The organism is [Borrelia] turdi (genome assembly GCF_008828755.2).
Taxonomy (GTDB): Bacteria; Spirochaetota; Spirochaetia; order Borreliales; family Borreliaceae; genus Borreliella; species Borreliella turdi.
This window is the reverse complement of sequence record NZ_QBLM01000001.1, coordinates 620,123-637,650: the sequence shown is the minus strand read 5'-3', so window position 1 is coordinate 637,650 and position 17,528 is coordinate 620,123. Positions and strand designations below refer to the sequence as shown.

Below are 17,528 nucleotides of genomic sequence, written 5' to 3'. Positions count from 1 at the left end.
ACTCCTTTATCAGACAAGCACATCTTCTTCACCACCTCTTGAAATAACTATTTCTCCTTGTTCTTCTAATTTTCTAATAAGAGAAACAATTTTTTGCTGGGATTCCTCAACATCTTTTCGCCTAGTAGGTCCCAAAAATTCCATATCCTCCTTAAGCATTGAAGCTGCTCTTTTTGACATATTTTTGAAAATTTTTTCTTGGACAGGAATGTCTACGGATTTTAAAGCTTTTGCTAACTCTTGACCATCTATCTCTCTTAAAACCCTTTGTATAGATCTGTCATCAAGCAAAACTATATCCTCAAATACAAACATTTTCTTCTTAATCTCTTCTGCAAGCTCTGGATCTTCTTCTTCAAGAGATTCAATAATAAACTTCTCGGTCTTTCTATCGGCCATATTAATTATCTCAACGACATTGTCAACTCCTCCTGCTGATGTATAATCTTCTGAAGAAAGAGAAGCTAACTTTTTCTCAAGAACCCTCTCAACCTCTCTTACAACCTCAGGAGAAGTTCTATCCATTAATGCGATTCTCCTTGCAACATTGGTCTGCACTTCTGTAGGTAAGCTAGAAAGAATAAAAGAAGCCTTTTGGGGATCAAGATATGAAAGAATTAAAGCAATAGTCTGGGGATGTTCTTGTTGAATAAAGTTTAAAATATTTGCAGGATCTGCTCTTCTTACAAATTCAAAAGGCCTAGACTGTAAGGCGGACCCCAAATTATTAATAATGTCAACTGCTTTTTGAGTCCCAAGAGATTTCTCAAGAAGCTCTCTTGCATAATCAATTCCACCCTTTTGAATAAATTCTTGAGCCATCATTAATTCTTTAAACTCTAAAAGAACATTGTCTTTAAGCTCAGAAGTAATTGTCTCAAGCTTTGCTATCTCAAATGTCAAAGACTCTATCTCTTCTTGAGAAAGATACTTAAACACTTTAGAAGAGATTTCAGAACCTATTGAAACCAATAAAATAGCAGCCTTTTGCTTACCCGTTAAAGCAGAAACATCAAGAATCTCCTTTTCTTTTTTTTCTTCCATATCAATTACTACCTTCTACGCGTTTTTCAAAAGCCATGTTCTTATAAGCTTAGCAACATCTTCTGGCTTTTCTCTGGCTAAAAGCTCAGCATTATTTTGAAGCTCATCACCTTCTCTAATCCCACCAACAACATCATCAACGCCAATGTCGTCGCCACCATCCATTAAGGCTTGTTGACGTCTTAAATGTGCTTGCTTTGCCAATTCCTCTTCTCTAAGACGCCTTCGTCTTTCAAGTTCTCTAGAAATAGCAAAAAATATTGTAAATGCTATAATTAATAGTGAAAATATTATACTTGCAATAAATAAAAAATATTTAAACCTTTCGCTTGAGAAATAATTTTCATCTATTTCTCTAAATTCATTCATACGATCAAAAGATATATTTCTAACCGTTATTGAATCGCCTCTTTCTGGCTTATATTCAAAAGAACTTTGCAAAACATCTTCAATATTTTTTATTTCTTCTAATGCCATAGGCTTATATTCTCTTTTTCTCATTCCATTTTCTATTACGAAATCTCCCTTCTCATCATACACAAAATTCCAAATACCATCTACGAAAATACCAAGAGAAACACCTACGATCCTAGCAGGCTCCTTTTCGCTTGTAGATTTTTTTTCATTTAAAGCAACATTTTTGATCTCTTGAGACTCATTATATTTACCAGTAATATCGCTTAAATCCTGGTATTCAGGAGGAGTGTTGCCTTCTTGTCCAGGAGGTCCCCATGGACTATATCCTTGACCCTGATATTCTTTTTTTTGAGTTTGAGAAGATATAATAGTTGAATCACTTACTTTTCTAGTGTTATAAGAAGCTTTTGGGTCTTGAGATTGAAGCTCAATAGGAGCATACTCTTTAGATTCTGTAGTTTCTTTTGAAGTGTCAAGTTTGACATTTATTCTTGCTATCATAAATCTATCAACAGATAAAACCTTACTTAATGCAGAGTCGATTTCTCCTCTAAGCATAGCTTCATACTTAAGCTTTAATTTGCGCTCTTTTTCTGCTAAGTCGATTCTATCTATTCCATCTAAATTAGAAAAATCATTTAAAATCGTTCCGCTATTATCAACAATAGCAATATTATCAGATTCAAGACCTTCAATGGCATACTGAATAAGCTTAACAAGTCCTTCAACTTTTTTTCTATTTGTAATAATATCAGAACCTGGCCTTGGAGTAATCCTAACAGATGCCTTAACAGGCTCTTGTGCTTCTTTAAAAAGAGCTTTCTCTGGCATAACAAGATTTACACTAACAGCATCAACATCATCTAAAGCTACAATATGCTGTTCAACCGCTCTTGTAATAGACCTTCTAAGATTAATGCTTCTTTCAAAATCAGTAATAGTCCATCTATCAATATCAAACAAAGCCCATGGATCCATATGGACAGGCACAAGTTCTTCTCTGACAAGAATTGCTCTCATTTTTTTTGCAAGCTTTTCATCATCTAAATAAATTCTTCCATCAAAACTCAAAAAATATTTAACATTTTCTCTATCAAGTCTTTGAGATATTCTATCTAAGAGATATTGATCTTTGATTTCAACTCCAAAAAGAGCAATACTTTGACTTTTAGTAGAAAACCCTACCAAAAAAACAAGCGCGAGAATCACAAAAAAAATAATCAATCCCAAGGCTATTTTCTGAACCGTACTAGCTTTTTTGAAGATTCCTTTTGCTGAAACAAAAAAATTAGTAAAAAATTTGCTCAAAATCTTATAGCTCCTTAACGAATATTGATTATATCTTGATAAGCCTTCACACCTCTCTCAACAACGGCCTTTAAAATGCTTAAATTCATATTAGCCTTAGACATCGCTATTACAAGATCATGAACATCAATGCTATCTGGCCTAAGAATAGCCTGTTCTATGACTTTAGAAACATTTAATTGGCTTTTGTTGACATCAGTAATCGTATTTATTAAAACATCCTTAAATGTTTTAATATTATTGTTTTTAGTACTGCCTTTAGAACTAGAAAGATTTACATCAAAATGCAAAGGATTTTTTTTAACCAAATTAATATTATTCTCTGTAAAAAAAGCATCTATTCTCACCAAATGATCTCTCCTTTAGCTTTGAAGTATAGCCAACGCACTTCTAAACATAGACTTACTGCTATTGATAACAGTAGAATTTGCCTCATAAGCACGAGAAGCTGAAATCATATCTACCATTTCTTCAACTAAATTAACATTAGGAAGCTCCACATACCCTTTTTTCTCTCCAAAACTTATTGAATCAGGATGAGTTGGATCATATTTTAATTTTAATGGGGACTTATCTTTTTCAATACTAGCAACCCTAACTCCTTGCCCAATGCCATTATCAAGATAATCTGGAATAAAAGGCCCTTTCCAATAAGGATTATTAACCCTTGGAGCAAAAACAATCCTTTGCCTTCTATAAGGCCCACCATCAGGAATTCTAGAAGTAGAAACATTTGCAATGTTATTAGAAATAACATCAATCCTCAACCTTTGTGCTGTTAATCCCGTTGAAGCTATATTAATGCTTGAAAATAATCCCATTTTACATTCCTTAAGATATTAATTTATTTTAATACAATATTTATACTTTTAAAATAATTCGCCTGCACATTAGTCATAAGATGATACATCATTTGATTTTGCACAAGTGCCTTAATCTCAGAATCAATATCAACATTATTGCCATTATTGTTCATAGTTGAAAAATGGTCAAGAACCCTATGGGGCTTAACATCTGAATACTCCATATTTTTAAACCCAGACAAATGCTTATCACTAGAATTAATCAAGCTTAAATTATTTTTATCTTTATTTAAAAAAGCCTTTTCAAGCTCCGACTCAAAAGAAATTTTACTTCTTTTAAAATTTGGAGTATCTACATTTGATATATTATCAGAAATAACACTTTGTCTTAAACTTAGAACATCTAAATACCTATGTGAAAAATCCACAGATCTTTCAAAATCATTCAAATTAAAACCCCCTCTGTTAAAATTGTTTTCAACTAAATTATATAATAATTTAAATCTTTTTGTTCGTTAATTTGTATTTTTTTATTAACATAGTCCAAGTTTATTTCAAATTTTTTCAACTTACTACCAGGTACCTCAAAAAAAAGATCTGCAAGCACTTTTTCCATAACACCGTGAAGTCTTCTGGCGCCAAGATTTTCACTCTCAAGATTCATATTAAAAGTAAGCTCTGCAATTCTATCTATAGCCTCCTCGCTAAACTTTAAATCTAAATTATAAACCTTAAACATTGCAACATATTGCTTTATTAAAGAATTTTTTGTTTGTTTTAAAATTTTCTTCAAATCGTCTATGCTTAAACTCTTGAGCTCAACCTTAATTGGAAATCTCCCTTGAAGCTCAGGTATTAAATCAGAAGGTTTAGCCAAATTAAATGCCCCTGCTGCAATAAATAAAATATGAGAAGTATCAACTATTCCATATTTTGTATTAACTTTAGAGCCTTCAATAATTGGCAAAATATCTCTTTGAACACCCTCTCTAGATACATCATTGCCACTCCTATTCTTAGCAGCTATTTTATCGATCTCATCAATAAAAATAATTCCCATATTTTCGACTTTAGATTTTGCAATATCTGAGATGTTTTCGTGATCGACCAATTTCTCAAGCTCTTCTGCTAAAATTATTTCCTTTGCCTTTTTAATCTTTAATTCTCTTTTCTTTTTTCTATCAAATATATTACCTAATAAACCACCAATTCCCATGTCAATCTCTTCAAAATTACCACCTGTAAATATTTCTATTGTAGAAAATGGCATTTTACTAGAAATTTGTATTTCAATAGTAGTATCATCAAGCTCGCCCGCTCTAAGCTTTTTTCTAAGTTTCTCTTTTACCTTTTCTTCGGCTTTTATTTCATTTGGATCTATATTCTCAGAATTGCCAGATCCTTTAAAAAGGCTCTCAACTATTCTCTCCTCTGTTTTTACTAAAGCATCATCTCTTACGGTGCTATACATCTCTTCTTTTACCATATTAACTGCAATGCCCATTAAATCTCTAACCATAGATTCAACATCACGACCAACATAACCAACCTCGGTATATTTTGTAGCTTCAACTTTAATAAAAGGGGCCTTAATTAACTTAGAAAGTCGTCTTGCGATCTCGGTCTTTCCAATGCCAGTTGACCCAATCATAATAATGTTTTTAGGCATTACCTCGTCTTTTATTTCTTTTGGAAGTCTGGACCTTATATATCTATTAACAAGAGCAATTGATACTAATTTTTTAGCTTCATCTTGCCCTATTATATACTTATCAAGTTCTGAAACCACATCTTTGGGAACTATATAATGCTCTTCTAATTTATTCATTTTCAATCTCCTCAAGCACAATATTAGAATTAGTATATATGCACACTCTTGCTGCTATTTTCAAAGATCTAAGCGCAACCTCAAAAGCACTTAATTTTTTGTTATCCATGTAAGCAAGAGCTGCTGAATATGCATAATTGCCACCACTACCAATCGAAATAACATCCTCTTCAGGTTCAACAACATCACCAGTACCAGAAATCAAAAGAATATTCTTAGAATCAGCAACAAGCATCATGGCTTCAAGCTTATGAAGTATTTTATCAGAACGCCAATCTTTTGCAAGGTCAACAGCTGCTCTTTTAATGTCAATCAAACCATCACCTTTTGCCTTGATTTTTTCTTCAAATTTTTCAAAAAGAGTGATTGCATCAGACGTTGAACCTGCAAATCCTGCCAAAATTTTCCCATTAAGCAATTTCCGTATTTTAATAGCATTACGCTTTAAAACAGTATGCCCAAAAGTTACTTGTCCATCTGCTGCTACCACAGTCTTACCATTTTTTTTTATTGCGATAACTGTAGTTCCTTTAAATCCCATATTACCCCCTATTTATATATCTCTTTTAAAAGCTCTCCAATAAGAACATCAGATACTTTTTTACAATCACAAAACTCTTTAGGATCATCATCTTCAATATTAGTAGAATCCACATATTTAATATTCAATAAAGTATAAAGATCCTTAACAGTTTTTATCTCTTGAGCGCCAAAACTATATAATTTTACGCCTCCATCACCACAAAAATTTAAATCATAAACATAAATGTCAAGTCCCAAGTCAAGACCAAGTTCAGCTGTAATCAAAGCCCCCGATTTTAAGGGAGCATAAGTTATAAAAATAGCATCTGATAAACCTGAGATCAATCTATTTCTTTTGGCAAAAAAATAATTTTGAATTTTATCAAATGGCAAAGTCTCAGTAATTATTCCTCCACCTTGTTCTAAAAGCTTGAAAACATATTTTCGATTTTGCTTAGGGTAAATATTATCAATATCTGTTGGAATAACAGCAAATGTTCTACTATTCTCATTTATTGCTGCTATATGAGCTTCAATATCAGCTCCAATTGCAAATCCAGAAATAATCTCTATGCCATTTTTTGCAAGATGTGAGGAAAATTCTCTTGTTCTCTCAGCAAGAATTTTGCTAATTTTTCTAGAACCAACAACAGCCCAAGACAATGAAGAAAAATTTGGTAAATTGCCTTTATAGTAGATAGCAAAAGGAGGCTCATAAATTCTTTTAAGCTTATTAGGATAAAGCTTAGACCCTAGAATAGCAATTTTAGCCTTTGTCCTTCGAATAACTTTTTCTTGTAATTCTACTAATTTTAAACCGGGCAACCTAAATGGTCTTCTAAATGATCTTAAAATATAAGACTCAATATCCTTTTGGGTCAATTTAATAATATCATTAAAATCAAAATTATTAAAAAGTTTTAATTTTTCCTTGCTTTTTAAAAATTTCAAATTATCAATATAAAGCAATTTCATCATAAATAATTACTTCAAATTACTCATAATCCTAGAAACACCTTCTTTTTGTTCTTGAGTTGAAGCGCTTTTACTAGCTTTATCATAAAATAATATAGCATTACCAAGATCACCTAGTGAATAATAATTTGCACCTCTTAACATGAAAAACTCAAAATAATTCTCACCCATATCATCAAGTTTATTTAAATAATTTTTAGCTTCAAGTTGTTTGTCAAGATCATATACATACATATTAGAAATAGCAAAAAGAGATTCTTTAAAATCATCCCTAATTGCCAGTGATTTTAAAAAAGAATTTTCAGCAAGAACTATGTATTTTTCAACTTCATCTTTTACTCTTAAATTTTTAGCTAAATTATAAGAAGCAACACCTATATAAAAATGAGATAAATAATTATTAGAATTGATTTCTAAATTTTTAGCAAAATACTCAATAGCAGGCCCATACTGACCAAGCTTAAAAAATTCAAGGCCAATTAAATTGAAAAATCTGGCCTTCTTATCAATAGAATTAACTATTTTTAAAATGTTTTTATCTTCTTTTTCGATAAATTCCTTATAAAGTTCAATCTTGGATTCAGATCCACCGCCTGCAATTTCCAATTCTCTTAATCTAAGCCCAAGATTCAATTTTTCTTTAGATTCACTACCACAAGACAAAAATAAATTAATAAGTATTATTAACGACAAAATTTTCATCTAATCATCGCTACTTTTTTTATTTAAATTTCTAAGAAATGTTGGAACATCAATATCATCATCAAAATAATTAACATTTTTAGACTTTGCTGCAAAAGAAGAATCTTGATGTTCATAAGATCCAGAAGGAATATTTTGACTGCCTGACATTAAAGTATCAAATTCTTTGGAACTTAAAGTATTATTTTCTGGTGCATTTGATATTTCTTTTTGTTTTTTAGATGCAAAACCTGTAGCAACAACTGTAACATAAATCTCATCATCAAGATTTGAATTAATGGCATGACCATATATAACAGTAGCCTCATCATCAACACTAACAGTAATTATTCCCATAATCTCTTCAAGCTCAAGCAATGAGAAATCATCCCCTCCAGTAACATTAACAAGAAGCCCTTTAGACCCTTCAATACGAACCTCTTCAAGTAATGGATTGCTAATAGCAGAAGTTGCAGCATCAACAGCTCTGTTTTCTCCCTTGCCATAACCGATTCCCATTAAAGCATCGCCTTGCCCTTGCATAATGCTTTTAACATCAGCAAAATCAATATTAACCTCTCCGTGTTCAATAATAAGCCCTGCAATACCTTGAACGCCCATTCTCAAAACATCATCTGCGCGCTTAAAAGCATCTTTAATGGTAGTCCTTTTGTCAACAACAGTTAAAAGCTTTTGATTTGGGATAATAATCAATGTATCTACAGATTTCCTTAAATTATTTATTCCTTGCTCGGCAAGTCTCAACTTTTTAGGCCCTTCAAACTTAAAAGGCTTTGTTACAACTCCAACTGTTAAAATGCCAAGCTCTTTTGCAACTTGCGCAATAACAGGAGCTGCTCCGGTTCCTGTCCCACCCCCCATACCAGCAGTAATAAACACCATATCAGCACCGGAAAGATGATTTCGTATAACGTCTATATCTTCCTCTGCTGCAGCTTGTCCAATCTCGGGCTTTCCTCCAGCACCAAGCCCTGCTGTAACTTTTGCTCCAAGAGCAATTTTTATAGGAGCAATAGAAGTTTGGAGAGCCTGAAGATCAGTATTAGCCACAATAAATTCAACATCTCTTACTCCATATTCAATCATACGATTAACGGCATTGCTACCTCCGCCTCCCGCACCAATCACCTTAAGAATTGTAGGATTTGTGGTAGAATCGAATCTTCTTGTATGGCTATCAATCATATTATAATCTTTCATTAACGCTTCCTCCATGATTGGTCAAAACCATTCTTTCAAAAACCAACCTTTCAACTTTGAAGATATTTTATTTTTTCTTTTAACTTTACTGCTTACCTTCTTTAATTTATTGAATTTTTGTTGCTCATGCTTATAAAGAACAAGACCAAGAGCTGAAGAAAACTTAGGATCTATATGCTCTTCACCAATCCCATTAATACTCATTGGCAAACCTATTCTTGCAGGATAATTAAATACCTCTTCTATCAAGTTAGAAATACCTGGGAATAAAGCTCCTCCACCTGTTAAAACTATCCCACCATTAATTTTATTATAAAGTCCCCGTTTAAATACTTCTGCCCTCATCATTTCAAAAATTTCTCTCAATCTTGAATTAATTATTACAGATAACTCTTTCCTGCTTTTCTCCTGAGGAGGACGAGTTCCAAGATTTGGGATAATTACAGTTTCCATTTGACTCTCTAAAATAGACGGATGAGCAATTCCGGCTGTTATTTTAATATTCTCAGCAACATCCTCAGGAACCTTCCAAACTTGCGCAATATCAAGAGTTACTCTATTAACACCAATAGGAATCACGCCTGTATAATAAGGAGAACCATCAATATAAAGAATAATATCCGTTGTTCCTTTACCCATATCAATAAACAAAACACCCATCTCACGCTCTTCTTTAGAAAGAGTTGCATAAGATGAAGCTAAGCTTCCAAGAACGACCTCATCAACGGCAAATCCAGCTCGATTTACACATCTGACTAAATTCTGACTAGAAGAGCTAGACCCTGTAATAATGTGCACTTCTCCTTCAAGACGAATCCCCATCATGTCTATTGGGTTTTTTATATGAGGTATTCCATCTACAATAAATTCTTGAGGAATAACATGAAGAATTTCTCTATCCATTGGAATGACAATTGCCTTTGCTGCTTCAATTACCCTATCAACATCTTCTTCATTAATCTCTCTTGTTCTTGAATTTATTGCAACAACGCCACGCGAATTAGTTCCCTCAACACTACTTCCAGACATGGAAACCGAAAGCGATGTAATGTCACATCCTGAGATGAGCTCTGCAGCCTCAATAGAATTAGATATTGAATCAAGAGCCGCTTCAATATTTATTAAAACTCCCTTTCTAACTCCTCTTGATATACTAGTGCCTATTCCGACTATCTCTAATTGATCATTTAAATTTACCTCAGCAACAACAGTACAAATTTTTGAAGTTCCAACATCTAAACCTACTATCAAATTTCTAGACACTAGTCTTCTCCTAACAAAATGATATTACCACTTCTTAAATCTATAACACCAGGCTTTCCTTTAAGCAAATCAACTGCAAGAAACACTTTATGCATCACATCTATTAAATCCATATCAACTGTTATCAATATTTTATTATATATACTTTTAATATACAAAATTACATTATAATCATAGAAATTCAATTTTAAAAAATTCACCTCTGATATTAAATTATACAAATATTTTTGATTTATTTTAAGATAATCAAGGCCCCTTATAACATTAAGCATTCTATCTTCTAAAAAATCTCCTACATTATTATCATTTAAAACTAATCCACTAATTACGGGTAAATCATAAAGTAAATACTTACTTTTTTCCAAAATTACACCATCTGATGCAATAAAATAATAAGTAATATTATCATTTACGTTTTCTAAAGCAACAGCAACAGGTATTCTTTTTTCTATTCTAATATTAATTTTATTGGGAAACTTAAGATCAACTTTAACATTTTTTATCCTTAAATCTCTTTTAAGATTCTCCTCATACATTCTAACATTAGCATTATGATAATATGTATCAGGCTTAATTCCCGAAATCTTGATTATATCTTCTTTAGAAAGAGAAATATCATTATTGATACTAATATACCTAATTAAAAAATAAGGAGATAAAAAAATAATAATTATTATTTCAAAAAAAATTAAAGACGTCGAAAAATATATATACCTAATTAAAAATTTTCTCCCAAAAATCATAAAATAAACCAATTTACCGTACTATAAAAATCCAATCAATTATTACTTAAGTTTTTTGCAACATTTGAAATAAGACCAGAAAGTGCCATGCTAACAATAATAGAAGATCCTCCAGATGAAAAAAACGGCAAATTTATTCCAGTAGGGGGTAAAAGACCAATTGCAATTAAAATATTCATTATGCTTTGAAGAAAAATTGCAAGACTTGAAATAAATGCAATATAAAATTTAAACCTACTATTAGAATTAATAGCTATAAAATAGCCAAAGTAAAAAAGCAAAAAAAATAAAATTATGGCAAACAAGACACCTAAAAATCCCAATTCCTCTCCAAGAACTGAAAAAATAAAATCAGAATTAGCCTCTGGCAATTTTCCAAGTTTTACCTCACCCATTCCAAGACCTTTACCTAAAATTCCCCCACTTTTTAAAGCATTAAGAGATGCTATTATTTGGTACCCTTTACCAGAAGGATCGTCGTAAGGATTGAGAAAGGCAAAAATTCTAGAAACCCTATAAGGCTCAAGCATCAAAAATATAGCAGAAACTGGCAAAAAAGTAATCACAATGGCAAAAACATAACTAAATGCCATATTAGAAACAAATAAAACAATAAAAAAAAGAATAGCAAAATAAATAGCTGTTGAATAATCGTTTTGCAAAATTATCAACACCCAAAAAATTGCAAAAATAAACATTGGCTTTAACCAGTACGAAATACTATTATTTTTTCTTAAATCGAACTTACTTAAATAAACTGAAAGATAAATAGTAAAAGATATTTTAAAAATCTCAGAAGGCTGAATACTAATACCTTGAAAAAATATCCATCTCTTTGCTCCAGAAATACTTGGGGATAAAAAAGTTGCTATAATTAAAAAAAGAGTTATGCTCAATACAGGAAATATTGTTTTTTTTAAAAAATTTAAAGAAATTCTTTCAAAAACAAGAAAAGCTATAAAGCTCAAAAAAAGATAATTAAGTCTTGTAAAAAATAAAAAATTTGGATTACCTGTAAGTTCTAGGCTTAGAAAAAAGGAAGAAGTATAAAAAACTACAAGACCGTAAGCCACTAATAGTAGCAAAACAAGCAAATAACACATTCTAAGTGAATTTATCTCTACAAACATAATAAATTATCTGATTTTTATAGTACTTAAAGCAATTATAGCAAATATTAACCCTATTATCCAAAATCTAATAACAACTTGCATCTCAGACCACCCAAGTTCTTCAAAATGATGATGAAGTGGCGCCATTTTAAATACTCTTTTTTTAGTCTTTTTGTAAACTATGACTTGAATAATTACAGACATGGTTTCAATAATAAAAACACCTGCAAGAATTAAAAAAAGTATTTCACTTTTTAAAATCAAAGCGGCCATTCCAAGAATAGCGCCCAAGGCCAGACTTCCTGTATCTCCCATCATAATTTTAGCAGGATAGGCATTAAACCATAAAAATCCAAAACTACCTCCAAGCAAGGCTCCAAGAAATATTGCAAGCTCTTCAGAACCTTTAATATTTGGAATATATAAATAAGCTGCAAAATCAACCCTGCTTGTAAGATAGGCGATTATTATTAAAGCCCCTGTTATAACTATGCTCAATCCAATTGCAAGTCCATCAAGTCCATCTGTTAAATTAAAAGAATTAGAAGCAGAAATTAAAACAAGCATACCAAAAGGAATATAAAACAACCCCAAATCTATTTTAAAAGACTTAATAAAGGGAAAATAGATCATACTAACATGCTCACTTCCAAAATAATACAAAATACTAACAGAGATAAAAGAAAATATTATTTGCCCATAAACCTTAAATCGTGCTTTAAGCCCATCTGGGGTTTTCTTTTTAATTTTCAAAAAATCATCTACAAATCCCAAGAAAGCAAATCCAAGCATAACAAAAACCATAATCAAAAAATAAACATTTAAAATGTTGCTCCAAAACACTAAAGAGATAAAAACACAAAAAAAAATAAGAATACCCCCCATAGTAGGGATTCCTGTTTTTTCACTCAAATGTCTTTTAGGGCCATCTTCTCTTAAAATTTGATCGACCCTTAATTTTTTTAGCTTTAAAATAATATGAGGCCCTACAATCAAAGAAAGCAAAAATGCAAAAATTGTAGCATAAGCCATTCTAAAGGTAATATATTTGAGCAAACGCAAACCTAAAAAACAAAACATAATAACCTCATTATCATTTAAATGTAATTTAAAATTCTCTCTAACCTATTAAACCTTGAACCTTTAATGACAATAAAAACTGAAGGCTCCAAGCTTTTTAAAAAAAAATCAATAAATTTATCAAACTCGCTAAAATAATACAAACACTTTTCAATTAAATTCTCAGAATCTCTAACATCTAAAAATTCTTCACCAATTAGAAAAATTTTATCAAAATTCATTGAAACAGCCTCTTGAATTAAATCTTTGTGGGTTTTGCATGAAAATTTCCCAAGCTCTTTAAAAGACCCCAGAACTATAAATTTTTTGCCTTGAATATTAATATCTAAAATCATATTTTTTAAGGCCATAAAAGAACCCATATTGCCATTATAAGAATCATTCAAAATTAAATATCCATTTTTTGTCAAAATTTCTGCCCTACCTTTTTGAAAATCAGTTTCAATAAGGCCTTCTTTTATTTCTTTTTCTCTCATTCCTAAAAATAAGGCCAAATTAATACACCCTATTGCATTAAAAACATTGTGCCGGCCCGGCAATAAAATAGAGTATTCAAACCCCTTGTAAACAAAATTATAAGAAAATTTCCCTTCAAGAAAAGAAAACGATTTAATATTAAGATTTTCAAAATCAAAATAAACGATTTTAACATTTGGATTTGCAATTTTTGCTCTTTTTTCAAGATAAACACAATAATCATTCATTTCATTTACAACAAAGATTTCAATGTTTTCGCCAATTATTTTACTCTTTTCAAAAGCAATAACTTGTAGCTCATTGAAAGCTTGAATATGTGCATAACTTATATTTGTAATAATAACAATTTCTGGTTTTAAAATTTGGGATAAAAGATCCATTTCTCCAACATAACTAACTCCAACTTCAAAAACAGCATATTCTTCATTACCTTCTACCCTTAAAATGCTAAGAGGAAGGCCAATGTCAGAATTTAAATTGCCCCAAGTTTTGTAAGTTTTATATTTTTTTGAAAGAATACTATAAAGCATTTCTTTGGTTGTAGTTTTACCATTACTACCTGTAATAGCAATTCTTTTAAAACTTGTCTTTTTAATTAAATACGATGCTAAAGTTTGAAGAAGTTTTATTACATTGCTTGTAAGCAAAAAAACTAACCCTTCATTATCATTTAAGTATTCAATACACTCAGATTCGTGCTCTCTTGAGCATATGAAACATTCAACACCTAAATCAATTAAATATTTAACAAAAGAAAATCCATCTACTTTATTCCCCTTATATGCAAAATAAAGACTAGCATTGATATTATTATCCTTTATTTCACGACTATCTAAAGAGTAAAACGATACTACCTTTTCAATATTTTTTATATTTCCTACAAACTTCACATCTTTAGAAGAGATTAAAATATCCTTAATCTTTATACGCATTCAAACCTCATTCTAAAATCTTTTAGTCAACAAAAATATTTATATCTTCATTAGCTTTTTTTTCCAAATTTAATTCTCCAAAACAAAAACTCTCTATCCTATTAATATTTTCAAGTTCATATATTACTGTCAGCAATCTTAAATTATCATCAATAATATTTTCCTGTTCATTGTTTAAATGATTAAATTCTCTAAGCTTTACAACATATCTAAAATTTAAGTAAATATTAAAACACACTATAACTGTTAGTATTAAAATTAAAATACAATAAACTTCAAACTCAATCTTACTTATACTATTCATATTTTTTTTAAAGCTCTAAGCTTGGCACTCCTTGAAGGTTTGTTTTTTTTAATCTCATCAAAACTTGGAATAATCGGCTTTTTTGAAATCTTAGCATACAAATCACAACTTAAACTTCTAAAAAAATCTTTTACAATACGATCCTCTATTGAATGAAACGTAATAATAGCTAAAATTCCATCTTTGGCTAAATTTTCTACCCACAAAGGCAAACTCCTTTTAAGCCTAGCAAGCTCATCATTTACATAAATTCTTAACGCTTGAAAAGTTTTTGTAGCTGGATTTATTTTAGCTTTTGGAAAAGGATAAACTTTACTTATTATAGATTGCAACTCTTTTGTGGTTTGTATTTTTTTAATTTTTCGATATTCTACAATGGCCTTAGAAATTTTTCTAGAATAATGCTCATTGCTTAAATCATAGATTAAACTTTCAAGATCATATTTACTAAAAGTGTTTACAATCTCAGCCGCACTAATACTACAAGAAGAAGAACAAAGCCTCATATCTAAAGGTTCATCTTCAAGAAAAGAAAATCCTTTTTTACTACCCTTGTAATGAAACATAGAAATACCAAGATCAACTAAGATAAAATTAGCTTTGACATTTAAAGGGTAATTGGCAAAAAAATTGTCAAACCAATCATTAAAATATGTAATTCTCTCTTCAAAAACAAAAAGAAACTGTTTTGCTCTTTTTAAAACTTGAGTATCTCTTTCAATTCCAATCAAACTTAAAAAGTCATATTTTTCAAGAATCGCTTTTGCATGAACACCTTCTCCAAGAGTAGAATCAATGTATATTAGATCACTTTTTGTAGGCAAATCTTCTATAAGCTTACAAATCGCATCAAGAAGTACTGGAAAATGAAAAGCATTATTATTCATTTAATTTAAACCTATAAATTATTTTTTTTTCATTCCCATAAACATCGCCATATTTTATTTTAAGCTCATTCTTGCCCTTAATAAAATTAAGATCATTTATTTTAAGACATCCGCCATCTTTTTTAATATTCAAAATATCTAATCCATAATTTTTCTCTTGAGCTAAAGCATATGTATTATTAATCAAAAAAATATTTTGAAAATCTGAACGGAGAATACTTTTATTATTCAAAATAACTTCAAAATAATAAATTCCTTTAAGAGAATTTTCAAAAGCTTCTACTTTTTGAGCATGAAAATATAATAAAAGGCTATATTGACCAGAATCGACATTTAAATTCATATTTTTTGATAATTCTAATCTTTCATCATCACCCTTTCCTTTTAAAAAAATTCTATCTAAGGTATAAACTGTATCAGCAACTATATTGTTCCTATTCTTGATAACAAACAAAGGGTTGATAATTTTTTTAGCACTAGGATCATTAACTACTAAATCAATAACACTCTTTTCATCCTTTAAAAAAATCTTTCCAAATTTATATAAAAACCCTCCTAAAACCTCTAAATTCAAATTTAAATCGTTGTCAAAAATTATTAAAATGCTACCATCCCTATCTAACCTGTTTTTTGAATACAAGATTTTATAATTATTTGAAAAAACAGATACAATCTTTCCTAAGGGCCTTAGCCTTACTCCAATATTCAATTTATTATTATCTAATACACCAAAATCTTTAACTAAAGCAAACTTTTCATCATTCCTGAATTCCAAAAATGGATATAAATCTAAAATATTAAAGAAAAATATAAAAATAATTAAAATCACTGCCCCAATCCCAAATATTTTAAATCATTATTACTATTAAAATACAAAAGTCCCTTCCCAAATTCAACAAAAGAGCTTATTTCATCTTTAATAAAAATATTATCAAACAACCTAAAAGAACTTGCAGAATAAGTTTTTATATTAATAATTTTTTCACTCTCAAAATAAAGATATACTCTGTAGATATTTTGAAAATAATCATATGATGCTCTTAAAATAGAATTTTTATTTTCAACTTTAAATATTCTACCACTTTTAATATTTATCACCATAAATGAATTTTTGCCTTCAATAAACAAATTATGATAATTATCTATTTTTATAAAAGTCTCAAAACTATTAATAGTTAAATTGTTTAATTCTAAAATTTTTTTATAATTATTCTCTAAATCAATTATTTCTAAAAAATACTCGGAATTACCTTTTAGTGAAACTAAATATTTATTATCAGAACTTAATTTAACAAAGCATGTTGGAAATTTTTTTTCTAAAAAATTTTCCATATAAATTATCTTGCCTTGTTTATATATATAAATCTCACCATTAGAAAGCCCCAAAACTAAAAATTCATTATTATAATCCACACTTAAAATTGAGGACAAAAAATTGAGCAATAGTATATTGTTTCCATTAGAATCATAAACCTCTAAGGTTTTATACAAGTTATTCAAAGTAAAAATTAAATTGTTTATTACAAAAACAAAATCTTTAAACCTGAGTTTAAACAAAAATTTATTGTCTTTAGCAGAAAAAACGGAATAATCCTCGCCATACTTAAAAAGTACATAATAATAGTCTGAATAACTTATTAAGTTATCACTTAAAATAGAATAACAAGATTCTCTAAAATTAAGATTTAAAACCTTATTTGATACAAAAACATTCTTGCTTAAATTTATATTTTTATAATCAGATTTTTTTTCAAAATTCTTAAAATCATAAAAATTAGATACATTCATAGTAGATCTTATAAAAAAATCAATTAAAATTATAAATAATAAAAACAAGCTCAAGATCAAAAAAATTTTTAATTTTCTGAATTTAATTGTGCCTTTTTCTACATTAAAACTCAATATAACTACCTTCCCTAGCTTTAATCCAT

19 protein-coding genes are annotated in these 17,528 nt (G+C 29.7%); all 19 read right to left on the bottom strand.

Features of this window, described 5'->3' with window-relative positions:
- Positions 1-9: 9 nt before the first annotated feature.
- From fliG to DB318_RS02880, 19 genes are read right to left on the bottom strand one after another with little or no spacing between them, the layout of a single operon-like run.
- Positions 10-1,044: a flagellar motor switch protein FliG gene (gene fliG / locus DB318_RS02970; RefSeq protein WP_002556889.1), complete on the bottom strand. Its 1,035-nt coding sequence runs from the start codon at positions 1,042-1,044 to the stop codon at positions 10-12.
- A 15-nt stretch (positions 1,045-1,059) separates the two neighbouring features.
- On the bottom strand, positions 1,060-2,769 hold the full coding sequence (fliF, locus tag DB318_RS02965) for a flagellar basal-body MS-ring/collar protein FliF (RefSeq protein ID WP_151074275.1): 1,710 nt from the start codon (positions 2,767-2,769) through the stop codon (positions 1,060-1,062).
- Positions 2,770-2,783: 14 nt separating this feature from the next.
- Entirely contained in the window at positions 2,784-3,119 is a 336-nt protein-coding gene (gene fliE / locus DB318_RS02960; RefSeq protein WP_151074274.1) for a flagellar hook-basal body complex protein FliE, read from the bottom strand.
- A gap of 12 nt (positions 3,120-3,131) precedes the next feature.
- Positions 3,132-3,590 (bottom strand): flagellar basal body rod protein FlgC, encoded by a 459-nt coding sequence (flgC, locus tag DB318_RS02955; protein WP_151059961.1) that lies wholly within the window; start codon positions 3,588-3,590, stop codon positions 3,132-3,134.
- A gap of 23 nt (positions 3,591-3,613) precedes the next feature.
- Positions 3,614-4,021 carry a flagellar basal body rod protein FlgB gene (gene flgB, locus DB318_RS02950; protein WP_151074273.1) on the bottom strand — a complete coding sequence of 136 codons (408 nt, stop codon included), beginning with the start codon at positions 4,019-4,021 and terminating at the stop codon, positions 3,614-3,616.
- A 32-nt stretch (positions 4,022-4,053) separates the two neighbouring features.
- The gene (hslU, locus tag DB318_RS02945; RefSeq protein ID WP_151059963.1) at positions 4,054-5,400 is read right to left on the bottom strand and encodes an HslU--HslV peptidase ATPase subunit; all 1,347 of its coding nucleotides are present in this window, start codon (positions 5,398-5,400) and stop codon (positions 4,054-4,056) included.
- Positions 5,393-5,941 (bottom strand): ATP-dependent protease subunit HslV, encoded by a 549-nt coding sequence (gene hslV / locus DB318_RS02940; protein WP_151059964.1) that lies wholly within the window; start codon positions 5,939-5,941, stop codon positions 5,393-5,395. Before hslV ends, hslU begins: the two co-directional genes overlap by 8 nt.
- A gap of 8 nt (positions 5,942-5,949) precedes the next feature.
- Entirely contained in the window at positions 5,950-6,897 is a 948-nt protein-coding gene (dprA, locus tag DB318_RS02935; protein WP_151060486.1) for a DNA-processing protein DprA, read from the bottom strand.
- A 9-nt stretch (positions 6,898-6,906) separates the two neighbouring features.
- Positions 6,907-7,599, bottom strand: coding sequence for a tetratricopeptide repeat protein (locus DB318_RS02930; RefSeq protein ID WP_151059965.1), 693 nt, complete (start codon positions 7,597-7,599; stop codon positions 6,907-6,909).
- Positions 7,600-8,799: a cell division protein FtsZ gene (gene ftsZ / locus DB318_RS02925; protein ID WP_151074272.1), complete on the bottom strand. Its 1,200-nt coding sequence runs from the start codon at positions 8,797-8,799 to the stop codon at positions 7,600-7,602.
- 21 nt (positions 8,800-8,820) lie between these two features.
- Positions 8,821-10,062 (bottom strand): cell division protein FtsA, encoded by a 1,242-nt coding sequence (ftsA, locus tag DB318_RS02920; RefSeq protein WP_151059967.1) that lies wholly within the window; start codon positions 10,060-10,062, stop codon positions 8,821-8,823.
- On the bottom strand, positions 10,062-10,805 hold the full coding sequence (locus DB318_RS02915; protein ID WP_151074271.1) for a cell division protein FtsQ/DivIB: 744 nt from the start codon (positions 10,803-10,805) through the stop codon (positions 10,062-10,064). Before DB318_RS02915 ends, ftsA begins: the two co-directional genes overlap by 1 nt.
- 35 nt (positions 10,806-10,840) lie before the next feature.
- Entirely contained in the window at positions 10,841-11,899 is a 1,059-nt protein-coding gene (gene ftsW, locus DB318_RS02910) for a putative lipid II flippase FtsW (RefSeq protein ID WP_151060487.1), read from the bottom strand.
- Between the two features lie 42 nt (positions 11,900-11,941).
- Positions 11,942-12,997 (bottom strand): phospho-N-acetylmuramoyl-pentapeptide-transferase, encoded by a 1,056-nt coding sequence (gene mraY, locus DB318_RS02905; RefSeq protein WP_151074270.1) that lies wholly within the window; start codon positions 12,995-12,997, stop codon positions 11,942-11,944.
- 17 nt (positions 12,998-13,014) lie between these two features.
- On the bottom strand, positions 13,015-14,406 hold the full coding sequence (locus DB318_RS02900; protein ID WP_151074269.1) for a UDP-N-acetylmuramoyl-tripeptide--D-alanyl-D-alanine ligase: 1,392 nt from the start codon (positions 14,404-14,406) through the stop codon (positions 13,015-13,017).
- A gap of 22 nt (positions 14,407-14,428) precedes the next feature.
- The gene (locus DB318_RS02895; protein WP_151059971.1) at positions 14,429-14,710 is read right to left on the bottom strand and encodes a hypothetical protein; all 282 of its coding nucleotides are present in this window, start codon (positions 14,708-14,710) and stop codon (positions 14,429-14,431) included.
- On the bottom strand, positions 14,707-15,597 hold the full coding sequence (rsmH, locus tag DB318_RS02890) for a 16S rRNA (cytosine(1402)-N(4))-methyltransferase RsmH (protein ID WP_151074268.1): 891 nt from the start codon (positions 15,595-15,597) through the stop codon (positions 14,707-14,709). The genes DB318_RS02895 and rsmH overlap by 4 nt, the downstream gene beginning before the upstream one ends.
- Positions 15,590-16,426, bottom strand: a complete 837-nt coding sequence (locus DB318_RS02885; protein ID WP_151073466.1) for a hypothetical protein — start codon at positions 16,424-16,426, stop codon at positions 15,590-15,592. Before DB318_RS02885 ends, rsmH begins: the two co-directional genes overlap by 8 nt.
- Positions 16,423-17,499 (bottom strand): hypothetical protein, encoded by a 1,077-nt coding sequence (locus tag DB318_RS02880; protein ID WP_151074267.1) that lies wholly within the window; start codon positions 17,497-17,499, stop codon positions 16,423-16,425. The genes DB318_RS02885 and DB318_RS02880 overlap by 4 nt, the downstream gene beginning before the upstream one ends.
- Positions 17,500-17,528: the final 29 nt, after the last annotated feature.

What these genes read in the sequence shown, in the direction of transcription:
- DB318_RS02930 (WP_151059965.1), bottom strand. Translation starts at nt 7,599, where the DNA reads ATGAAAATTTTGTCGTTAATAATACTTATTAATTTATTTTTGTCTTGT.
- mraY (WP_151074270.1), bottom strand. Translation starts at nt 12,997, where the DNA reads ATGTTTTGTTTTTTAGGTTTGCGTTTGCTCAAATATATTACCTTTAGA.
- hslV (WP_151059964.1), bottom strand. Translation starts at nt 5,941, where the DNA reads ATGGGATTTAAAGGAACTACAGTTATCGCAATAAAAAAAAATGGTAAG.
- DB318_RS02915 (WP_151074271.1), bottom strand. Translation starts at nt 10,805, where the DNA reads ATGATTTTTGGGAGAAAATTTTTAATTAGGTATATATATTTTTCGACG.
- DB318_RS02895 (WP_151059971.1), bottom strand. Translation starts at nt 14,710, where the DNA reads ATGAATAGTATAAGTAAGATTGAGTTTGAAGTTTATTGTATTTTAATT.
- dprA (WP_151060486.1), bottom strand. Translation starts at nt 6,897, where the DNA reads ATGAAATTGCTTTATATTGATAATTTGAAATTTTTAAAAAGCAAGGAA.
- hslU (WP_151059963.1), bottom strand. Translation starts at nt 5,400, where the DNA reads ATGAATAAATTAGAAGAGCATTATATAGTTCCCAAAGATGTGGTTTCA.
- flgC (WP_151059961.1), bottom strand. Translation starts at nt 3,590, where the DNA reads ATGGGATTATTTTCAAGCATTAATATAGCTTCAACGGGATTAACAGCA.
- ftsZ (WP_151074272.1), bottom strand. Translation starts at nt 8,799, where the DNA reads ATGAAAGATTATAATATGATTGATAGCCATACAAGAAGATTCGATTCT.
- fliG (WP_002556889.1), bottom strand. Translation starts at nt 1,044, where the DNA reads ATGGAAGAAAAAAAAGAAAAGGAGATTCTTGATGTTTCTGCTTTAACG.
- rsmH (WP_151074268.1), bottom strand. Translation starts at nt 15,597, where the DNA reads ATGAATAATAATGCTTTTCATTTTCCAGTACTTCTTGATGCGATTTGT.
- DB318_RS02900 (WP_151074269.1), bottom strand. Translation starts at nt 14,406, where the DNA reads ATGCGTATAAAGATTAAGGATATTTTAATCTCTTCTAAAGATGTGAAG.